Raw genomic sequence first — 18858 nt, 5'->3', positions numbered from 1 at the left:
TCCACAAGGCGAGGACCAGTGCGACCGCGAGCGTCCGCGGTCCGTCCAGTCCGTTCACCCGGCCACTGCGCAGGCTGCCGACGGGAATCCCCGGCTCGCACCCGGTGCCGCCGGGGCCGTGGGTCTGAGGACGCTGGTCGTCGTGTCCCGCTTGGTTTCCGCCACGGCCGTCGCGTCCGGTGACTTGGCCATGAAATGAGATCGCTTCCCGTCTGCCGGCTGATTCGAGCAATCCGGTGCACCTGCTTGCAAAGCAAGCGCACATGCCGGCGAAGTACGGAAGGTCCTCGACTCGCATCCCGGCGTCGTCATCCACACCGGAGCTCAGACCCGCAGCGCACTGAGCCGACTGGGCCTGAGCCGTGCGTTCGACATCTACGAAGGAGCCGCAGCGAGGGGTGAATGGTCAGCGGTGTTCACATGGTTACGGGGCTCAGGGTGTTCAGGGATCCGTGGTTCAGCTCCACGACCAGGTCCGCATGGGCTGCCAGTCGCAGGTCGTGAGTGATGAGAAATGTCGTGCGGCCGAAGGTCAGGTGGCGCAGGGGCTCCATGATGCGGGCGGTGGAGGCGTCGTCGAGGCCGGCGGTGGGTTCGTCCAGGACGAGTACCGGCGTACCGCGGATCATGGCGCGGGCGATGGCGATCCGGCGGCGCTGGCCACCGGACAGCCGCTGCCCGCGGCGGCCGGCCGGACTGTCGTAGCCGTCCGGCAGGGTGCTGACGAAGTCATGGACGTCGGCGGCCACCGTGGCGGCGAGCAGCTCGTCGAGACTGGCGTCGGGACGGCCGTACAGAATGTTTTCGCGGATCGTGCCGTCGAAGAGCATGCTCTCCTGCGGCAGCAGGGTGACGTGCCGGCGCAGCTCACCGACGGGCAGCTCGGCGATGTCGCGTCCGTCGAGCAGGATGCGGCCGGTGCTGGGTTCAAGGAAGCGCAGCAGCAGCTTGCCGAGTGTGGATTTCCCGGCGCCGCTGGGCCCAGTGATCACGACCAGCTGGCCGGGTTCGACGGTCAGCTGGGCCTGGTGCACGATCCGCAGGCTCGTGCCGGGGTAGGCGAAGCCGACGCCGTCCAGGGTGATCGCACCACGGACGGGGGTGGGGCGCGCCGGAGAGCCCTCTTGGATGCCATGGGTGTCGATTTTGAGGGTGCTGAGCACTTCCTGGACCCGTTCGGAGGCGGCGGTGGCGGAGGAGGCGCCGACGAGGAGGTCGCCGAAGGACTGGAGGTGGGGGTAGAGGTAGCCGATGTAGGCGGCGAAGGCGAGCAGTCCGCCGACGGTGAGCCGGCCTTCGCTGATCTGCCAGGTTCCGCCGCCGAGGACCGCGAGGACGGTGAGGGTCTCGATGAATTCGCCGAGGGGACCATACACGGAGGACAACCGTGCCTGCTTCAACCCGGCTTGCATCCAGACCCGGCCCTCGCGGTGCACTTTGGCGCTCTGGGTGAGCTGCTGGTTGTACGCCTGGACGACGGGCATGTTGGACAGGCTCTCCTCCAGCAGCGAGGCGAGTTCGCCGTTGCTGTCCCGTTCCTCCCGGCTGGCGGTGCTGGCCCGGCTTGCGAAGACGCGGGTGACGCCCCAGATCACCGGTACCGCGGAGAAGGAGACCAGGGCCAGCCGCCAGTTGGTCCAGATGGCGGCGGAAGCGAAGAAGGCGGCACTGACGGCCGCGGTCATGAACTCCACGGGTGCGGAGGCGGCCAGGGCTTCCACGGCCTCGATGTCGCCGGTCAATCGGGTGACTAGGTCGCCGCTGCCGTTGCGGTCGAAGAAGTCGGGCGGGAGCTGTTCGATGTGCCGGAAGGTGCGGTCGCGTAGCCGCAGTAGGAAGTGTTCGCTGGTCCAGCTGGCGAGGTAGCTGCCTCCGAACGAGGCGACGGCACCCACGCCGGCCAGTCCGGCCCACAGTTCGGCGGGCCGCCAGAAGGCGGCCAGGTCGCCCGTGGCCAGCACGTGATCGGTGACGTACGAGACGACGCCGATGGACGCGGTGTCGCACCCGGTGGAAATCATCAGCAGAAAGACCGACATCGACACGGCGAAACGGTTGGGCCGCACCAGCGGCCAGAATGTCCGGAAGGCGGCGAGAGGCGATGTCTTCGTACGACGGACCGGTCCGCCGCGTTTTCCGCTCGCTGTGCGCGACGACGTCATGTCCTCCCCCTGCTCCTGTGCGGCTCAGCAGTTGAAACATTCCTGCGCGCGCTCACTGCCACCGATGGCAAGGAGGAGGCGCGCAGGAATGGTCCTGTCGGAGTGCGCGGTTACTTGCCGGCCTTCTTGGCGTGGTGCTTGTGGTGGTGATGGTGCCCGTGCCGGTGGTGCTTCTTGTCGTCGGCCTTTTCCTTCTTTTTGGCCTTCTTCACCAAAATGATCTTGCGGAAGGACATGATGGAGACCCTTTCCTTCGAGTGTTCGCGAGGGATTTACCCTCTTGCTTTTCCGTTTCCGGAAATCTTCTGTCCGCCCGTCAGGCGGATGGGCTGGCGCTCGCGGTGGGGGATTTGCCGCTGTGTTTCGGCAGCAGACTCCGGCAGGTCTTGAGGGCCTGGACGGTCTTGGGGTCCGCGGTGCTGAGCCCGTGCAGGGCGCCGGTGCCGGGCGAGGCGGACGGCACCACGGCACCGTGCTCCGTGAGGCACTTGGCGAGGGCCTCCTTGTCGGCACCATCCCCGTGGCCACGGTGGTTGCCCTTGGGGCGCAGGCCGGCACATGCCTGTTCGGCCTGCTTGCGGGTGGGATCGGCCGACGCACCGTTGGAAGGTGCCGCGGTGCTGTCCGTCGCGCCTGCGCTGGGCCGTGCCTTGGGGGTGAAGCCGTGCTGGGACAGGCATTGGCGGTAGGCGGCCGTCTGCTGCATCCGCGCCGTCCCCGTCGAAGCGGACGCCCCGGTCTGTGTGCTCGCCGTGACCGACGAGGAACCGCACGCGGTGAGCAGGAGGGCACCGGCGGCCAGGCCGGTGGCGGCAACGGCGGCCCGGACCGCCGCTCTTGGGGAATACGACAGCCGGATGGGCGTCGGCGTCGTGGCGGGGTTCTCGTTGTCGTGGGGGGGAGCTGGTGGCTGTCACGGCAGGAAATACGAGTGGTCCCAGACCCGGACTCAGTCGATGAGCTGGGGGTTTCCTGGAAGCTTCCTGGGAGATTCCTGATAGACCGCGCCGCGACGGGGCGGTGTTGCCACAGGCGACCGGCATTACCCAAGACCGGGAAGCTGCGGTCTGCTGGTCATGATGCGTCTGAGGCAGCGGGGGCTCGTCCGTGAAGGGCACTTGAGGGGGTTCGCGGTTGCGGGAGTGGACCAGGGCCGCGTTGAGGCCGACGGGGTCGGAGATCGCGGTGGTGATGACTGCCGGCCTTCAGAGGTCCCGCAGGGCTCCCGTTCCCTCATCAGCCCCGTCTGAGCAGCCGTAATGCTGTTGACTTCCCGGACTTGGGCTTCACCTGGCCGTACGCTCCGGTGACGGGCGGTCCTCCGACCTGAGCGAACCCGAGTCCGTGTCCGTACCGAAGGGCATGAAGGCGGGAACCGGCGATGGCACGCAGTCGGCCTGGGAGTTGATCCCGGCCGCAGGCGTTGACGGTGTACCGCGTGGCGACAGGATCGTATTTCCGCGATCACTCCAGGGGCCACGAGGACAATGGACACATCGGAAGCAAGTCTGCTGGTCGTCGACGACGAGCCCAATATCAGGGAACTGCTCTCGGCTTCCCTGCGTTTCGCCGGTTTCGTGGTCGCCTCTGCGGCGACCGGATCCGAGGCGCTGGAGTCCGTGGCCCGGGTGCGCCCTGACCTGGTGGTGCTCGACGTGATGCTGCCCGACATGGACGGCTTCGCGGTCATTCGACAACTGCGTGAACAGTCCGGTCGAGGCGCCGGTGCGTCGGCCCACGCCCAACTGCCGGTGCTCTTCCTCACAGCCAAGGACGGCGTGGAGGACAAGATCAGTGGGCTGACGGCCGGCGGTGACGACTACGTGACCAAACCGTTCAGCCTGGAGGAAGTCATCGCCAGAATCCGCGCGATCCTGCGCCGGACCGCGGGAGCCGCGGACGGCGACGTCATGACCGTCGACGATCTCGAACTCGACAAGGTGGGACACCAGGTCTCGCGGGCCGGCCGTCCGGTCTCCCTGACGCCCACCGAGTTCAAGCTCCTCGAATACCTGATGACCAACGCGGGCCGGGTGATGTCGAAGCGCCAGATCCTGCAACACGTCTGGGCCTACGACTTCGGCGGCGACCTCAGCATCGTCGAGTCCTACATCTCCTACCTGCGCCGGAAAATGGACCCCGGAGCAGACGGCGCGCCCCGGCTCATCCACACCGTCCGCGGTATCGGATACGTGCTGCGCCGCACCCAGGACTGATCCATGGCGCGCGCCCATGTCCCGAAGCCGGTCCGGCGGTCAGCGGTGCGATTCCGCACGCTCTCGCTGCGCTCACGGCTGGTCCTGCTCGCCGTGGCGCTGGCGGTGCTCGGCCTCGCCGCCAGCGACACGGTCGTACTGGGCTCGATCCGGGGACAGTTGGTGCACCGCGTCGATCAGAAGCTCAGGCGCTACGGCAAGCCGGTGGCCCGCAAGGTGGCTGACGGGGGTGGTCTCTCGGACAGTGATCTCCACCGGGCTCGCGGCGGTTCCTCCCTCAGCGGCCCGTACGCGGTCGCCTTCGCCGACGCCGACGGCACGGTCACCGAGCAGTTCGGGCCGGCGCTGACCGAAGGGGCGGCGTTCCCTGGCTGGCCTTCGATGGACGGCGCCCAATTGCGCGCCCGCGCGGGCAAGGCGTTCACCCTGCCCGGCGACGACAGCGGCAGCCCCTGGCGGGTGCTCGTCCTGTCCGTCGGCAACGCCATCGGCAATTCCGTCGACACCACCGACGACACGGCCGATCCTCCGGCCGCCGTACTGGTGGCCACCTCGCTGGAGGAGACCGACGCCACCGCCGCCCAGATGCGGGACGCGTTCCTCCTGATCGGCGCGATCGTCGTGACGCTGCTCGGACTGGGCGGCTGGTTCGCCGTAGGCGCGGGGCTGCGCCCGCTGCACCGGATCGAGGCCGCCGCGGGCGAGATCGCCGCCGGGCGACCGCTCTCCCACCGGATGCCCGACGCCTCCCCGCACACCGAAACAGGGCGGCTGGCCAGCGTGCTCAACAGCATGCTCACGCAGATCGAGTCCGCCTTCGCTGCCCGCTCCCAATCCGAGCAACGGATGCGGCGTTTCATCGCCGATGCCAGCCATGAACTGCGTACACCGCTCGTCAGCATCCGCGGCTTCGCCGAGTTGTACCGGATGGGCGCGTTATCGGATGAAGCGGATATCAAGCGCACCATGGACCGCATCGAGAGTGAGGCAGTCCGCATGGGCCGGCTGGTCGAAGACCTGCTTCTGCTCGCCCAGTTGGACGAACAGCGCCCTCTCCAGCTCGCCCCGATGGACCTGCGCACGCTCGCCGTCGACGCCTTGCACGACGCCACGGCACTCGACCCGACCCGCCCCGTCTCCCTCACCGGCCCCGGCGGGCCGGGCACGTCGCCCGGCCCGGCCCCGGTCCTGGGCGACGAGGCCCGGCTGCGCCAAGTGGTCACCAACCTCGTCGGCAACGCCATCGCCCACACCCCGCCCGGCACGCTGCTGCGGATCGGTGTGGGCACGGCCGCCGACACCACCAGGGTGATCGAGGTCGCCGACTCCGGCCCAGGACTGCCCCCGGACCAGGCGGCCCGTGTCTTCGATCGCTTCTACCGGGTCGACGCCTCCCGCAGCAGGCAGGAAGGCGGCGGCGCGGGACTGGGACTGGCCATCGCCTCAGCCCTGGTGACAGCCCACCAGGGCAACATGGAACTTGAGACCGCGCCAGGTCAGGGTGCCTTGTTCCGAGTACGACTGCCCCGCGACGGCGGGGACACGAGCACCTGAATGACTCCGCACGGACCCGGCGTGGTTCAGCAAAGCCGCGCTGTCGCCGGTTCGTCCCGTGGGGTGGTGTCTCCCGATGCAGGCAGGACCACCGGTGATGGGAGTTCGTACTGGACAGCGTCATTGATTCCCCTGGCCCCCGGTGACAGGCCCCCCGCGAATTTACTGCTGCCGCTGCTTCAACACTTCGGAACCATGATTGCGCATAGACTCGCGACTCCTCGCCGCAGGTATCTGAGGATGGGGCCATAAAGCGGACCGAAGGCGGCCGGCCACGCAACTGGCCGACGCTGACGGCTGATTCCCGAGTGACGCAGACGGTGTACGACTGGGTGGTGGGCGAGCCCACCAGTACCATCCAGGACCCGGGCGGGCTGGCCATCACCGAGAAGGCCACCTACGACACCGCCGGACGCCAGATCACGCGCAGCCTGCCCGCATCCAATGGATCCGACGCCGGCACGCTGATCACGGACTACTACACCGGCGACGGCACCGGAGTCTGCGGCGGCCGGCCCGAGTGGGCCGACGAGGTCTGCCGTACCCGCCCCGCCGCGGCGATCGCCGGTGGAGGCTCCAACCCGACCCAGCTGGTGACCACGACGGCCGAGTACGACCGCTGGGGCGAGACCTCCAAACTCACGGAGACCGCCAACAGCACTACCCGCGTCAAGACCACCGACTACGACGACGCGGGCCGCACGAAGACCGTGACGGTCACCGGGGGCACCGGCACCGCCGTCCCTGCGGTCACCACGACCTACGACCTGGCAAGCGGAAAGGTGGCCGAGGTCGCCTCCACCGGCGGCGGAACCGTCAAGAAGGCGTACGACAAGCTCGGCCGCCTCATCTCCTACACGGACGCCGACGGCGGGGTGACCACCAGCCAGTACGACGCCGAGGGCCACGCCGTCCAGGTCAGCGACAACGTGCCCTCCAGCACGAGCTACGCGTACGACACGAGCGTCGATCCCCGCGGCCTGCCCACCTCCATCACCGACTCCGTGGCGGGCACGTTCAGCGTCCGCTACGACGCCGACGGACAGGTGAGCTCCCAGAAACTGCCGGGGGGCCACACCATGAGCCAGAGCACCAACCCGGCCGGCATGGCGACGCAGCGGACGTACACCCGCGACAGCGACGGACAGGTGCTCTTCACCGAGAACCTCATCCCCACCGTTCACGGCCAGCGCTCCTCCTGCATCGGCTCGCTGGGCCAGACCTCCGGCCAGACCTACCGCTACGACAAGGCCGGCCGGCTGGTCCGGGCCGAGGACGACACCGTCGACAGCGTGTGCGTCACCCGCAGCTACACGCTCGACAAGAACGCCAACCGCCAGACCCTCGCCACCGCGGCAGCCGAACCCGGCCTGGCCTGCACCACCACCGGTGCCACGACCACCAGCCACACCTACGACAGCGCCGACCGCCTGGTCGACTCCGGCTACACCTACGACGTCTTCGGCCGCACCACCGCGGCCCCCGGCACCACGCTGGCCTACTACACCAACGACCTGGTACGTCAGCAGACCGCCGGAAGCCAGCGGCAGACCTGGGCCCTCGACTCCCAACTGCGCTTCCGCGGCTGGACGGTGGAGTCCAACGCGTCCGGCAGCTGGACGCAGACCCAGTCCAAGCTCAACCATTACAGCTCCGACACGGACACCCCGCGCTGGACCGTGGAGGACACCGCCCCCGGCGCCGTCACCCGCAACGTGAACGGGTTCGACGGCCAACTGGTGGCCACCACCGCCAAGACCGGCTCGACCGTGCTGCAACTCGTCAACCTGGACGGCGACGTGGTGATGCAACTGCCCACCACCGCCGGACAGGCCCCCACCGTGCTCACCACCGACGAGTACGGCAACCGTGCCAACACCTCCAGATGCAACACCTACGACTACGCCTGTGCCGACCCCGTCAACAACGACGACGTCACCGGCTGCGCGACCTGCCGCGTACCCAAGCACGCCTGGACCGGTCGCAGTTCCACCACGGTCCTGCGCACCACCCGCTGGAGCTACACCGGCTGGCAGAACGTCAACTGGCACTGGTACGTGGACATCCTGAGCGGTGATTACGGGCCGGTCCCCATCAGCGCCTGGAAACGCCAGTACCGGTACCGCAAGCAGTACGTCTTCAAGTGCAAGGTCGTGGCCTGGTACGGCTGGGGCCGGCAGAAGATCCTGGCGACCTACGAAACGCACTGGCAGTACTCCTACCGGATCAAGTGGACCGGCATCAAATGGACCCGGACCGGAGGCTGGAGCTGGACAAGAACGTCCTGGCGCTACGTGTCCAGCTACCGCATCGTCTACACCAAGGGCTGAGCCTGCCCTGACCAGCGCCTAGGGTGGTGCTCCGCGACAGCCGTCGCGGAGCACCATCTCCCCGCCCCTCAAATCCGCAAGCCACCGGCCGCCTTGTCCACCGCACGGCCTCGGCTTCCCCTCGTGGAGATACCTCGCATGCTTCCTGTCGTCGCTTTCGGGCTCGCCTTCTTCTGCCTCACTCTGTGGTGCGCCGTCGCCGTTGCCCGGATCCGTGAGCTGCCCGCCTGGCGAAGGTTCTTGCCGCTCGCACTCTTCCTGATCGCCGCCGGCGCGAGCCTGCTGCGCGCCTTCCACATCCCGGAAGTGGCCAACGCCATCGCGTTCCCCCTGAATCTCGCGGTCGTCGTCCTGTCGCTCAGGGAGATCCGCATCCGCCGTCAGCACGGGCAGGAGGGGCACCGAACCGCACAGGAAGGGAACGGCGCGTGAGGACCCGTGCAGGGAGGGCATGACGGCGTGCGGGTCGGACATCGGCGCCTTAGAGATCGTCTCAACTGGCTTGATCACTAGGCTGGCGGCCGTGATGGCGATGGTGGGGCGTCTGGTGCCGGACGGGTTGTGGGAGTTGTTCCAGCGGGTGGTCCCGGCTGTGCCGGTGCGTCCGCAGGGTGGGGGCCGACGCCGCTACGGTGATCGCGAAGTGCTGGCGGCGATCCTGTTCGTGGCCACGACGGGGTGTACCTGGCGGCAACTGCCACCGATCTTCGGCCCGTCCGGGCCGACCGCGCACCGGCGGTTCACCGAGTGGAGCCGGGCCCGGGTATGGGGCAAGCTGCACCGCCTGGTCCTGGACGAACTCGGCGCGCGTGGCGAGTTGGACTGGTCCCGGTGCGCCATCGACTCCGTGAACATGCGCGCGACGAAAGGGGGGACCTGACGGGTCCGAATCCCGTAGATCGCGGCAAGAAGGGATCAAAGATCCACTTGATCACCGAGCGAACCGGTCTGCCCCTCTCTATCGGGATCTCCGCCGCGAACACCCAAGACAGCCAGGGGCTCGAACCCCTCGTGCGCGGCATCCCGCCCATCCGCTCCCGCCGCGGGCCGCGCCGACGACGGCCCACCAAGCTCCATGGTGACAAGGGGTACGACTACGACCAGCTGCGCCGATGGCTACGCTCCCGGAACATCACCCCTCGCATCGCCCGCAAGGGCATCGAGTCCTTCCAGCGACTGGGCCGTCACCGATGGACCGTGGAACGCACGGTGGCCTGGCTTGCCGGGTGCCGCCGTCTGCACCGCCGCTACGAGCGCAAGGCAGAACACTTCCTCGCCTTCGCCGGCATCGCCGCCGCGCTCATCTGCTACCGGCGTCTGGCTGCGTGAGCCGGTTCATGCGACTCCGAGGAACCCCGGGTCGGCGCCGTCGAACTGCAGGCACGAGTCGCGGCTCAGCCCCAGGAGTTCCGCCATGGGCACCGCACGGCGACTGGTCGCCAGCAGGTCCTGGCGGGCCTCGGCCGACCGCAACGGTGGGAAGAACGACAATCCCTGCCGGCCGTTCAGTACGGACACCTCGCTGCGCCAGCCGTCCCACCGCAGGCTCCCATAGAATTCATGGAGCCCTCCGGAAAGAATCCAGGACAGCCAGGCCGAGTGCCCGGCGCCCAGCGCCTCCCAGCCAAGGGAATCGGGGGCGAAGTAGAGGATTTCGCCCGGTTCACCGGGCCGAGCGGTTTCACGGGGTTTCCCCTGTTGAGGGCGAACACCCCGCCCAGCACATCGTGCGCAACCACGAGTCCCGCCCCTGGCCGCCAGGCCGGATCGAACGTCGAGGGCATCGCGTTGATCTCCGCCAGGCCCGGCAGCCTCTCGGCGTGGGCGTCCCCCGGGCTTCCGAAGATCCGCAACCAGCCGCTGTCCACCAGCAGACCGCCGCTATTCAAGACAATCCCGCCCAGATTCGACCGGGCCGAGACCTGGAGCTGCAACAGCGAGGCACGGCCTGCCTCGGCATCGCCGGGCAGCACGTCAACTGGTACGTCAGTGCCGGACAGCTCCTGGAGAAGGAGCGGCCAGGCTGGATCATCGACGTTGAGCAGCTCATCGGCCTCGCGCATTCCCGCATCGTCGCACCAGCACTGAAGACGCAGTCCCCCGGGGCACCTTCACTTCGATCCACCAAACGAGATGATCTCTTAGGGCGTGGAGGGGCTGCTCGCCAGCGGCACAGGCCGGAATGATCAACGAGGCGTTGTCGCTCTCCTGTAGCCCGTGCGCGGGCCGATGATGGGGAGCTGACCGGCACTTGCGCGCTGTACGACAGAGGCACCGAGGTGACCGTCCTCGAGCCGGGATGAAGCCATGCACGCGGGCGCTGCCGCAGTGCGGGTGGTGCGTGAGGACCGGAATGCCCTGCCGCTGACCGACCCTTCTTGCGATCTCGTCGCCCACGCGCATTCCTTGCAGTGGACTGTTCCGGCCCCCTCCGGCCCCTCCGGAGGCACTTCGTGTCGTGCGCCCGAGGTAGTCCGGCCGGCGGGTCAGGCTGGTCTGCGAGGCACACGCCGCCCGGTTCGCTGGACGAGGGCGGTCTCCGTACGTTTTCGCCCTGGACGCAAGCTGCTGAGCGAATCGCTCCCGGATGGCAGGGGGCGAGGAGACTTACCTGATTGATCTGCTGGTGGTCGCCCGCTCGTGCCAACTCGGCGACTTCGGGAGATTCGCGTCAAGGAGGCATCAAAAGCCTGGTCAGAGCACATACTTGAGGTTGCGGGGGTGTCTCGCGGTGCCTGACGGGGAGTGACAGGGTGAGTGGTGTCGGTGAGGGGCTGGGCAAGGTCGAGGTGAAGCTCCGGTGGGACCCGAGTCCGTACGGGCAGCCGCCCCGGCATCTCGACATCATCGCCGCGACCTTTTCGGCGGACGACCCCTACGGGCGGCCCGTGTACGTCGTCCACACCGAGAGTCGGTCACCGGACGGCACGATCAACATGAGCCGGCACAGCGAGACCGGGATGGGCTTCGGGTTCGTCGAGGCGATGGTGCTGGAGTTCGAGCGGATGTCGCCCGCGTACGGGCGGGTGGTGGTTGGAGTGGCGATCCACCAGGACGGCGGTCCCCGTGTCTTCCGTGACATATCGAACGCCGGAGTGGTCGTCGTCGAGGGGTACCGGGAGCTGCTGGCGGACGATTTCACGCAGGTCGCCGATGCGACGGCGGCGACGGTCGCGGAGTTCGGCAGAGACCCGTCCGGGTGGTGGGTATTCCGCGAGATGGTCCGGGGGTTCGACGCCGGCCCGGTGCAGTTCGCCGTGGAGATGGGCAGCGTTCGGCAGCAGTGATGCCGGATCGCTGCCGAAGACAGCCGCACGGCGGCGGCCGGCGCGGTTGTATGTGCGGTCGGTTTTCTCCTTTCCGGGCACGGATCACCATGGACGGAGGCGTCGCCCTGCCGTTCCGTCCAAAGGCCGCCGTTTTCAGAGCTCTTCGGTCGGCCAGTCCAGGAGCCGGGCGCCGATGACGGCGGTCTGGAGTTTGTAACGGTGCGCGGGATCGGACGGATCGGCGCCGGTGAGTTGGTGGATGCGGTTTAGGCGGTAAGTCATGGCCCGCACGCTCAGGGAGAGACGTCGGGCGGCCTCGGCCGCGACGCATCCGGAGTCGAAGTACGCGGTGAGGGTGTTCAGGAGGGGCTGGGCGCCGCCCCGGGCGGCGGTGAGCGGGCCGAGCGTGTTCACCACCAGGTCGGCCCGGCTGATCGCGAAGGAGTTTTACGAGGGCATCTCCTCACCCGCCGCCCACGACGACACCGCCCGCGCCCTGCACGCAGCTGTCTCCGCTGTACGTGCCGCCGATCGCCCTGGCCGGAGGCGACCTGGACCCCCTTCATCCACTTCGGCCCCTGAACCAAGAACTGAACCGCTCCTGGACCGGTGGAGGCTCCACCAGACCCGAAGCAGTTCATACGCATGGGGAATCAGGCTGGCGGTTCTGAGGCACACCCTGACGCCGGACGACCGGCTGACTATCGTTGATCCGGACAACACGGAGGCACCGCCCCGGCCGCCAGGGCCGCCGGCACACCGCCCCACCAGTGTGTATCCCCGGCCGGGAGGGTGTAGCCGGACACGAACCCGACGAGCCGGCCGCCAAGCAGGTTGCCCGACGGCTCGGTGGGGCGTGCTGCCGGTGTCCGCCTCGTCAGGAGTGCTGCTCGCTGGCGTGGGGCGCGGGGATCTCGCGTTCGCCGTGGTCGAGGGTGGTGTACCAGGCGGCGAGGAGAGTGAGGGCGTCCTGGGCGGGGGTGCCGGTCTCGGCGCTCAGGGCGGTGAGGGTCAGGCCGGGGTCGGTGGGGATGGGCAGGGCTTCGAAGGCGAGGGTGAGGTCGCCGACGGCGGGGTGGCGGAAGCGTTTGAGGCCGGTGTGGTGCAGGCGCACGTCGTGCGCGGCCCACAAGGTGCGGAAGTCCTCGCTGCGGGTGGACAGCTCGCCGATCAGGTCGCTCAGTTCACGGCTGTAGGGGTCACGGCCGGCTTCGGTGCGCAGGAGGGCCGCGGCGGTGGCGCGCTGGGCCTGCACCTCGGGCATGTAGTCGGCGGCATGAGGGTTGAGGAACTGGAAGCGGGCGAGGTTGACCGGACGGGCCGGGTCCTGGAACACGGGCCAGTAGAGCGCCTTGCCTAGCGGGTTGGCGGCAAGGATGTCGAGGCGGCCGTTGCGGATGAAGGCGGGTGCGTCGGTCATCGCGTCGAGCAGTTGCTGCAGAGCGGGCCGGACGGGCTGGGCAGCGCGGCGCCGGACCGGGGGCCGGGTGGTGCCGGCGGTGCGGGCGAGGTCCATCAGGTGGGCGCGCTCGGACTCGTCGAGCTGGAGGGCGCGGGCGAGGGAGTCCAGGACGGCCTCGGAGGTGCCGGAGAGGCTGCCGCGCTCCATGCGGGCGTAGTACTCGGCGCTCACCCCGGCGAGCATCGCGACCTCCTCGCGGCGCAGCCCCTTGACCCGGCGGTGGCCGCCGTGGGCGGGCAGGCCGGCCTGCTGCGGGGTGATCCTGGCGCGGCGGCTGGTGAGGAACTCGCGGACCTCGCTTCGGTTGTCCATGCCGTCGAGGCTACGACGATCGGCGAACGTGAGAGGTGCCCTGCCAGTACACGTATCAACGGTTCCTTCCGCACACCTGTGACCTGCCGTTTCCTCGAAACCAGGCCACCAGATGGCCTCCCTCCCCTCGGTGGCATCGCACGGGAGCGGGGGGCGCAAACGCCAGCCGATGCCCGCCATGTGCCGTTGCGGGCATCCCTCGGAAAGGAGCCGATGATGGCGCAGGACAAGCCGAACGAGGGGCCACGTCAGCAATTCGGGGACCTCGCCCCGGCGCTGGCCGGGTACAGCGAGGACGTGCTGTTCGGGCAGGTATGGGAGAACCCGGACCTGTCGCCGCGCGAGCGCAGCCTGGTCACCGTGGCCAGCCTGATCACCAGTGGCAGCACCGAGAAGCTCGCCTTCCACCTGGGCCGGGCCCGCGAGAACGGGGTCAGCGACCAGGAGCTGATCGAGACGATCACCCACCTGGCCTTCTACGCGGGATGGCCCAAGGCCATGTCGGCGCTCACCGTCGCCAGGACCGTCCTCACCGGCTCCTGACGCCGCCCCTCCCGGTCCCGGCGGCGCCCTCACGACCCGCTCTCCGCACCAGCAGCACGCGAAGGATTACTGATCATGGAAATTGTGCAGCCCCCGGCGACGATGAAGTTGTCGGCGCAGATGTTCACCGGGGACGCCTGGGCGGATGTGGTCTACCGCGGCGAGGATCCCTCTCGCGCGCGGGCGAACATGGTCCGCTTCGCCCCCGGTGCCCGCACCGCCTGGCACTCCCACGGTCTGGGCCAGACCCTCTACATCGTCGAGGGCATCGCCCTGGTCCAGGCCCGCGGCGGCGGCGTCCTCGAAGCCCGCCCCGGTGACGTGATCTGGACCCCGCCGGGCGAGGAGCACTGGCACGGCGCCGCCCCGGACCGGTTCATGGCGCACATCGCCCTGTGGGAGGGCGACGAGGTCGACTGGCTGGAGCACGTCAGCGACGCCGAGTACGCCGGCCCCCGCAGCTCCTGAACCAACACCCCGCCGAACAGCGATCCGCACCGCAGCCTGGCATGCCCCTGGACCAGGAACGGCAGCTGACGGCCGGACACCACAACGATTGGACCCACTCCTCGTGAACCCGCAGTACAACTTCGAAGGCCAGGTTGCCCTGGTCACCGGTGCCGCCTCCGGCATGGGCCTGGCCGCCGCCCGCCTCTTCGCCCGGGCCGGCGCGGCCGTCGTCTTGGCCGACGTCGACAAGGACGCGGTCGAAGCAGCCGCCCAGGAACTCACCGATGCCGGACACCAGGCCCTCGGCGTCGTGTGCGACGTCACCGACGAGGACCAGGCCGCCGCCATGGTCGACCAGACGGTGGCCGCCTACGGCCGTCTCGACATGGCGTTCAACAACGCCGGCATCCAGGTCCCGCCCTCCGACGCCGCCGACGAGAAGGCCGAGGACTTCGACCGCGTCAACGCCGTCAACCTGCGCGGCGTCTGGGCCGCCCAGAAGCACGAGCTGCGCCAGATGCGCACCCAGGGATCCGGCGCCATCGTCAACAACTCCTCCCTCGGCGGCCTGGTCGGCCTGCCCGAGCGCGCCGCCTACCACGCCTCCAAACACGGCGTGATCGGCCTGACCAGGAGCGCCGCCGTCGAATACGCCCCCCGCGGCATCCGCATCAACGCCGTCTGCCCCGGCGTGATCGAGACGCCCATGGTCGCCGACATGCTCGAAGGCCAGGCCGAAGCCATGGCCGAGATCATGAAGCAGCAGCCCATCGGCCGCCTCGGCACCGCCGCCGAAGTCGCCGCCGCAGCCGTCTGGCTGTGCAGCCCCGCCGCCAGCTTCATCGTCGGCGCCGCCCTGCCCGTCGATGGCGGCTACACCACCCACTAGCAAACGCCCCCGCCCCAGACCCCCGGGGCGGTACGGGCACCCCCCCCCGTACTGCCCCTCCTCGGACCCCCTTTCACCACGGAGTTTCCCCTTCCGCCATGAGCACCTGGGATCAAGCGCATCTGCACGCCTTCGCAGCCGCCGACGACCTGCACATCTCGCCACTGCGCGAGGACGGCCGCACCTACGGCACCCCGACCTGGATCTGGTCCGTCGCCGTGGGCGGCGAACTCTATGTCCGCCCCTACAACGGCCCGGCTTCCCGCTGGTACCAGGCGGCGATGACGCAGAAGGCCGGCCGTATCCGCATCACCGGCGCAGAGCACGAGGTGACCTTCGCACCGGCCGACGACAGCGTCCTCAACGCCGTCGACGACGCCTACCGCACCAAGTACGCGCCCAGCCCCTACGTGGAGCCGATGCTGCGCAGCGAGCCCCGGTCGACGACCATCCGCATCCGCCCCGCCAACTGACACGGCCAGCCGCCCCGACGACAGAGACGCGGCAGCCCTCCCGCGCCACCGCAGCCTTCTCAAGCCATGCGCGACTCACTGGGAGCACCACTATGGAGTACATCCGTCTCGGCACCACCGGCCTGAAGGTAAGCCGGCTTGCTCTGGGCTGCATGAGCTACGGCGACCCGGCCGTACCAGGCGCCCATCCCTGGGCACTGACCGAGGACAAGGCCCTCCCGTTCTTCCGGCAGGCCCTCGAACTGGGCATCAGCTTCTGGGACACCGCCAACGTCTACCAGGCCGGCACCTCCGAGGAGATCACCGGCCGCGCCATCACCCGATACGCCCGGCGCGAGGACATCGTCCTGGCCACCAAGGTCCGCGGCAAGATGCACAACGGCCCCGGCGGCGAGGGCCTGTCCCGCAAGGCGATCCTCGAACAGGTCGACGCGTCCCTCAGCCGGCTGGGCACCGACTACATCGATCTCTATCAGATCCACCGCTTCGACGACGACACCCCGGTCGAGGAGACGATGGAGGTACTGCATGACGTCGTCAAGGCCGGGAAAGTCCGCTACATCGGCGCCTCCTCGATGTACGGCTGGCAGTTCGCCAAACTCCAGCACGCCGCAGACCTCGGCGGCTGGACCCGCTTCGTGACCATGCAGAACCAGTACAACCTGCTGCGCCGCCAGGACGAACCAGAACTCATGGCCATGTGCGCCGACATGGGCGTCGGACTCGTGCCGTACTCGCCGAACGGCAAGGGCCGCCTCGCCCGCCCCGCCGGGGAACAGAGCACCCGCTCCACCACCGACCACGTCGTGCAGTCCTTCGACAGCCCCCACGACGAGCCGGTCATCAACGCGGTGCAGCAACTCGCGCAAGCCCGCGGCCTCACCATGGCCCAGATCGCCCTCACCTGGGTCCTGCGCAACCCACTCGTCTCCGCGCCCATCGTCGGCGCAACCAAGCCCCACCACCTCCAGCAGGCCGCCGAAGCCCTCGACCTCCAACTGTCAGACGAAGAAGCGGCCACGCTGGAAGCGCCCTACGTCAACGCCGGACCCTCCTGGTTCTGAGCACCTACGGCTCCATTCAGACCAGGGAAGCCGCCGTAACAGGCCGAATCGGGCGCTGTTGGAGGTCGGCCAGGCGGTAAGGCCGAAGAGAGCGTCAGATTCAACACGCTGGCCGATATGACGGGCCCGGAAGTCATCGAGCTCTATCGCTTCCATCGGAAGGCCGACGGGGAGCTCGGAATCGGCGTGGCCGATCACTGCGGTCTGCACGCGGCGTCTGTCCAGGGCCATGCAACCTCCAGCCGTACCGGAGACGAGATCCGCCTCCGCCCGGCGCCCGGCCACACTGCCGAGCGCCCAACTGGCTGACGGTACCTTGCGCCACTGACAATGCCCGGGCTGTCATGGGCGACCGGACCGGACCGGACCGGCCGGACTGACCGGGCACGGGGTACCGCCGAAGCCAGGCGGACGTCTCCCATGCCGCACCCCATGGGCTCGCGTGGAGAAGGCCGGCGGCCAGGCAGGGAAGCTCCTGAAGCCGACGGCGTGACCGGCGTTGTCGTCGCGGTCGGTTCCGCTGCGCCTCAACCGGCCTTCGAGGCCGGCGCACACCACGAAGGCGTCACTGATGGCGCTTTTTCGAAACGGCGGCGGCCGCTCCTCGACTCGCTTGACCCGTTGTTCAACGGACTGGGGAAGTTCGGAGCCAGGTGCCGTGAGTGGGGCTTGAGCCAGTTGGCTGAGCCATGCTGCGCCCGCGACGGCCCGCCAGTGTTTCGCTGTATGCGGTCGCGCGATTACGCATGGTGTCTCGCGGGCTGCTGGTCCGGCCTGAGGTTGCCGGGCCAGGTCGCACAGAGCCAGAAGTGAGACTCGATGAGCAACACCCAGCCGGCCCCCACCGGTCTGCGGGCCGACATTAAGCACCGCGCTGACGGCAAGCACCAGATGTACGGCCTCCACCTGCGCTGGCAGATCGGCGACAACCAGCCGGATCACGGCACCTGGCCCCCGCCGGCCGACTGGAACGACGGCAACGCGCCCTACCCGCACGTGTACGAGGTGTGGATCAACGACCAGGCACGGCAGACGGTCTTCCTCCACTGGCCGTCCTGGGACTGGTCCCTGTCCAACACCCACTGGGTGGACCTGGGCGAAGAGCCGGCCGACCTCTATGTGGTGAAGATCCGCGCCAGGACCGGCGACGGCCAGTACACCCCGTTCACCAACGCGGTGACCGTCAACGGCGGCGAAGCGGTGAACTGGACCGCCCCGGCCCCCCGCCACGACGCCCCCGCCGCTCCCGCCGAGGCCGGCCCGCGGCACGGAACCGTGAACCACCCGCGCAGCCGTGCGGCCGCCGTGATCCGGGACCTGGACCCCTCCCCGATCTGCGAGGAGGCACGGAGGCTCAACACCAGCACCGACTGGCATGAAGTCCTGCCGGGTGCGGAGCGGATGCTCGCCGACTACCCCTGGAACCACCAGGAGCAGTACCTGGAGTACCGCAAGTTCTTCGACGGCAGCAATGTCGCCTCCACCGGGAACCCGGCGTACCGGGGCCTGGACCTCGCACCGGACGACAAACTGGGCGACTGGCCGCTGACGGAGCTGGACACGGGTACCGCCACGCAGACCTTCACCTACGACTACATGGCCTACCACACCGGTGAGACCTGGTCGCACCGGTGGTTCATCACCCGCGAGGAATGGAGCCCGGGCAACGGGCTCACCTGGGAAGACCTCGACCCCATCCCCTTCCTCGTCGAGATCCACGGCAGCACCGAGGAGGAATCCACCTCCTGGGAGTTCACCACCCTGCCACGGCGCCTGGGCCGGGCCGCACTCGTAGAGGTCTGGGGCGGACACGGCGGCCCCCACACACCCAACGGCGAGAACGGCGGCAACACCGGCGAGTTCTTCCTCTCGACCTGCGACGTCGTGCTCCGCTGACGAGACGGCCGACGGCCCGGTGAAGAACACGCCGACCCGCCGGTAGCGGCCAACACCGGTCTCCGAGACACGGCCCGGCGCGGCGCTTGGCCTCCCAGCCACCGATACCGGCCCGCGCCGCGCCGTGCCGGCAGGCTCGCGCACCTTGGACCGACACAGCCCTCGCCCTCACGGGCCACCCCTGCCCTGAGGCCTCGGCGGCGTGCCAACGCGCAGCCGCCCGGGGAATCCGGCCGAG

The 18858-nt window shown here is 69.0% G+C and carries 16 protein-coding genes and 2 pseudogenes; 12 read left to right on the top strand and 6 right to left on the bottom strand.

The window, feature by feature from the left end; genetic code table 11:
• Positions 1–416 precede the first annotated feature (416 nt).
• The gene (locus tag AB0D85_RS49495) at positions 417–2039 is read right to left on the bottom strand and encodes an ABC transporter ATP-binding protein (protein WP_362337371.1); all 1623 of its coding nucleotides are present in this window, start codon (positions 2037–2039) and stop codon (positions 417–419) included.
• A gap of 439 nt (positions 2040–2478) precedes the next feature.
• Positions 2479–2868 (bottom strand): hypothetical protein, encoded by a 390-nt coding sequence (locus AB0D85_RS49490; RefSeq protein ID WP_362337321.1) that lies wholly within the window; start codon positions 2866–2868, stop codon positions 2479–2481.
• Between the two features lie 781 nt (positions 2869–3649).
• Here AB0D85_RS49490 and AB0D85_RS49485 point away from each other — a divergent pair.
• The 5 genes from AB0D85_RS49485 (at position 3650) to AB0D85_RS49465 (ending at position 9591) form a co-directional block, all read left to right on the top strand.
• On the top strand, positions 3650–4378 hold the full coding sequence (locus AB0D85_RS49485; protein ID WP_362337318.1) for a response regulator transcription factor: 729 nt from the start codon (positions 3650–3652) through the stop codon (positions 4376–4378).
• 3 nt (positions 4379–4381) lie between these two features.
• Positions 4382–5932, top strand: a complete 1551-nt coding sequence (locus AB0D85_RS49480; protein ID WP_362337315.1) for a HAMP domain-containing sensor histidine kinase — start codon at positions 4382–4384, stop codon at positions 5930–5932.
• 308 nt (positions 5933–6240) lie between these two features.
• Positions 6241–8262 (top strand): hypothetical protein, encoded by a 2022-nt coding sequence (locus tag AB0D85_RS49475; RefSeq protein ID WP_362337312.1) that lies wholly within the window; start codon positions 6241–6243, stop codon positions 8260–8262.
• A 138-nt stretch (positions 8263–8400) separates the two neighbouring features.
• On the top strand, positions 8401–8694 hold the full coding sequence (locus tag AB0D85_RS49470) for a hypothetical protein (RefSeq protein WP_362337310.1): 294 nt from the start codon (positions 8401–8403) through the stop codon (positions 8692–8694).
• Positions 8695–8794: 100 nt separating this feature from the next.
• Positions 8795–9591 (top strand): IS5 family transposase gene (locus tag AB0D85_RS49465; protein ID WP_362337368.1). Its coding sequence is split into 2 segments (ribosomal slippage): positions 8795–9125 and positions 9125–9591, totalling 798 coding nucleotides; the frame shifts between segments, so codons are not numbered across the junction.
• A 6-nt stretch (positions 9592–9597) separates the two neighbouring features.
• Here AB0D85_RS49465 and AB0D85_RS49460 read toward each other — a convergent pair.
• Both AB0D85_RS49460 and AB0D85_RS49455 read right to left on the bottom strand, forming a co-directional pair.
• A complete protein-coding gene (locus AB0D85_RS49460; RefSeq protein WP_362337365.1) occupies positions 9598–9915 on the bottom strand; it encodes a DUF2625 family protein in 318 nt (105 codons plus the stop codon).
• Positions 9916–10013: 98 nt separating this feature from the next.
• Positions 10014–10325, bottom strand: a pseudogene (locus AB0D85_RS49455) (DUF2625 family protein); the annotation flags it as partial.
• Between the two features lie 690 nt (positions 10326–11015).
• Here AB0D85_RS49455 and AB0D85_RS49450 point away from each other — a divergent pair.
• Complete coding sequence (locus AB0D85_RS49450; protein ID WP_362337307.1) at positions 11016–11549, top strand: TerD family protein; 534 nt, start codon at positions 11016–11018, stop codon at positions 11547–11549.
• A gap of 135 nt (positions 11550–11684) precedes the next feature.
• Here AB0D85_RS49450 and AB0D85_RS49445 read toward each other — a convergent pair.
• Both AB0D85_RS49445 and AB0D85_RS49440 read right to left on the bottom strand, forming a co-directional pair.
• Positions 11685–11957 (bottom strand): annotated as a pseudogene (locus tag AB0D85_RS49445) (helix-turn-helix domain-containing protein); the annotation flags it as partial.
• A gap of 451 nt (positions 11958–12408) precedes the next feature.
• Positions 12409–13305, bottom strand: coding sequence for a helix-turn-helix transcriptional regulator (locus AB0D85_RS49440; protein ID WP_362337304.1), 897 nt, complete (start codon positions 13303–13305; stop codon positions 12409–12411).
• Between the two features lie 216 nt (positions 13306–13521).
• Between AB0D85_RS49440 and AB0D85_RS49435 the strand changes: the two genes are divergently transcribed.
• From AB0D85_RS49435 to AB0D85_RS49410, 6 genes are all read left to right on the top strand, one after another.
• The gene (locus tag AB0D85_RS49435) at positions 13522–13848 is read left to right on the top strand and encodes a carboxymuconolactone decarboxylase family protein (RefSeq protein WP_362337301.1); all 327 of its coding nucleotides are present in this window, start codon (positions 13522–13524) and stop codon (positions 13846–13848) included.
• Between the two features lie 75 nt (positions 13849–13923).
• Entirely contained in the window at positions 13924–14316 is a 393-nt protein-coding gene (locus AB0D85_RS49430) for a cupin domain-containing protein (protein WP_362337298.1), read from the top strand.
• A gap of 103 nt (positions 14317–14419) precedes the next feature.
• Positions 14420–15187 carry a glucose 1-dehydrogenase gene (locus AB0D85_RS49425; RefSeq protein ID WP_362337295.1) on the top strand — a complete coding sequence of 256 codons (768 nt, stop codon included), beginning with the start codon at positions 14420–14422 and terminating at the stop codon, positions 15185–15187.
• Between the two features lie 98 nt (positions 15188–15285).
• On the top strand, positions 15286–15660 hold the full coding sequence (locus AB0D85_RS49420) for a DUF2255 family protein (protein ID WP_362337292.1): 375 nt from the start codon (positions 15286–15288) through the stop codon (positions 15658–15660).
• Positions 15661–15752: 92 nt separating this feature from the next.
• On the top strand, positions 15753–16724 hold the full coding sequence (locus AB0D85_RS49415; RefSeq protein WP_362337289.1) for an aldo/keto reductase: 972 nt from the start codon (positions 15753–15755) through the stop codon (positions 16722–16724).
• A gap of 819 nt (positions 16725–17543) precedes the next feature.
• The gene (locus AB0D85_RS49410) at positions 17544–18620 is read left to right on the top strand and encodes a lytic polysaccharide monooxygenase auxiliary activity family 9 protein (protein WP_362337287.1); all 1077 of its coding nucleotides are present in this window, start codon (positions 17544–17546) and stop codon (positions 18618–18620) included.
• Positions 18621–18858: the final 238 nt, after the last annotated feature.

The organism is Streptomyces sp. NPDC048277 (assembly GCF_040652235.1).
In the GTDB taxonomy this organism is placed as follows: Bacteria; Actinomycetota; Actinomycetes; order Streptomycetales; family Streptomycetaceae; genus Streptomyces.
This window is presented reverse-complemented; position numbering and strand designations above follow the sequence as displayed.

Excerpts from the sequence above, each read along its gene's own strand:
- AB0D85_RS49435 (WP_362337301.1), top strand. The coding sequence starts at position 13,522 with ATGGCGCAGGACAAGCCGAACGAGGGGCCACGTCAGCAATTCGGGGAC.
- AB0D85_RS49420 (WP_362337292.1), top strand. The coding sequence starts at position 15,286 with ATGAGCACCTGGGATCAAGCGCATCTGCACGCCTTCGCAGCCGCCGAC.
- AB0D85_RS49440 (WP_362337304.1), bottom strand. The coding sequence starts at position 13,305 with ATGGACAACCGAAGCGAGGTCCGCGAGTTCCTCACCAGCCGCCGCGCC.
- AB0D85_RS49495 (WP_362337371.1), bottom strand. The coding sequence starts at position 2,039 with ATGTCGGTCTTTCTGCTGATGATTTCCACCGGGTGCGACACCGCGTCC.
- AB0D85_RS49415 (WP_362337289.1), top strand. The coding sequence starts at position 15,753 with ATGGAGTACATCCGTCTCGGCACCACCGGCCTGAAGGTAAGCCGGCTT.
- AB0D85_RS49410 (WP_362337287.1), top strand. The coding sequence starts at position 17,544 with ATGAGCAACACCCAGCCGGCCCCCACCGGTCTGCGGGCCGACATTAAG.
- AB0D85_RS49430 (WP_362337298.1), top strand. The coding sequence starts at position 13,924 with ATGGAAATTGTGCAGCCCCCGGCGACGATGAAGTTGTCGGCGCAGATG.
- AB0D85_RS49470 (WP_362337310.1), top strand. The coding sequence starts at position 8,401 with ATGCTTCCTGTCGTCGCTTTCGGGCTCGCCTTCTTCTGCCTCACTCTG.
- AB0D85_RS49485 (WP_362337318.1), top strand. The coding sequence starts at position 3,650 with ATGGACACATCGGAAGCAAGTCTGCTGGTCGTCGACGACGAGCCCAAT.
- AB0D85_RS49490 (WP_362337321.1), bottom strand. The coding sequence starts at position 2,868 with ATGCAGCAGACGGCCGCCTACCGCCAATGCCTGTCCCAGCACGGCTTC.
- AB0D85_RS49480 (WP_362337315.1), top strand. The coding sequence starts at position 4,382 with ATGGCGCGCGCCCATGTCCCGAAGCCGGTCCGGCGGTCAGCGGTGCGA.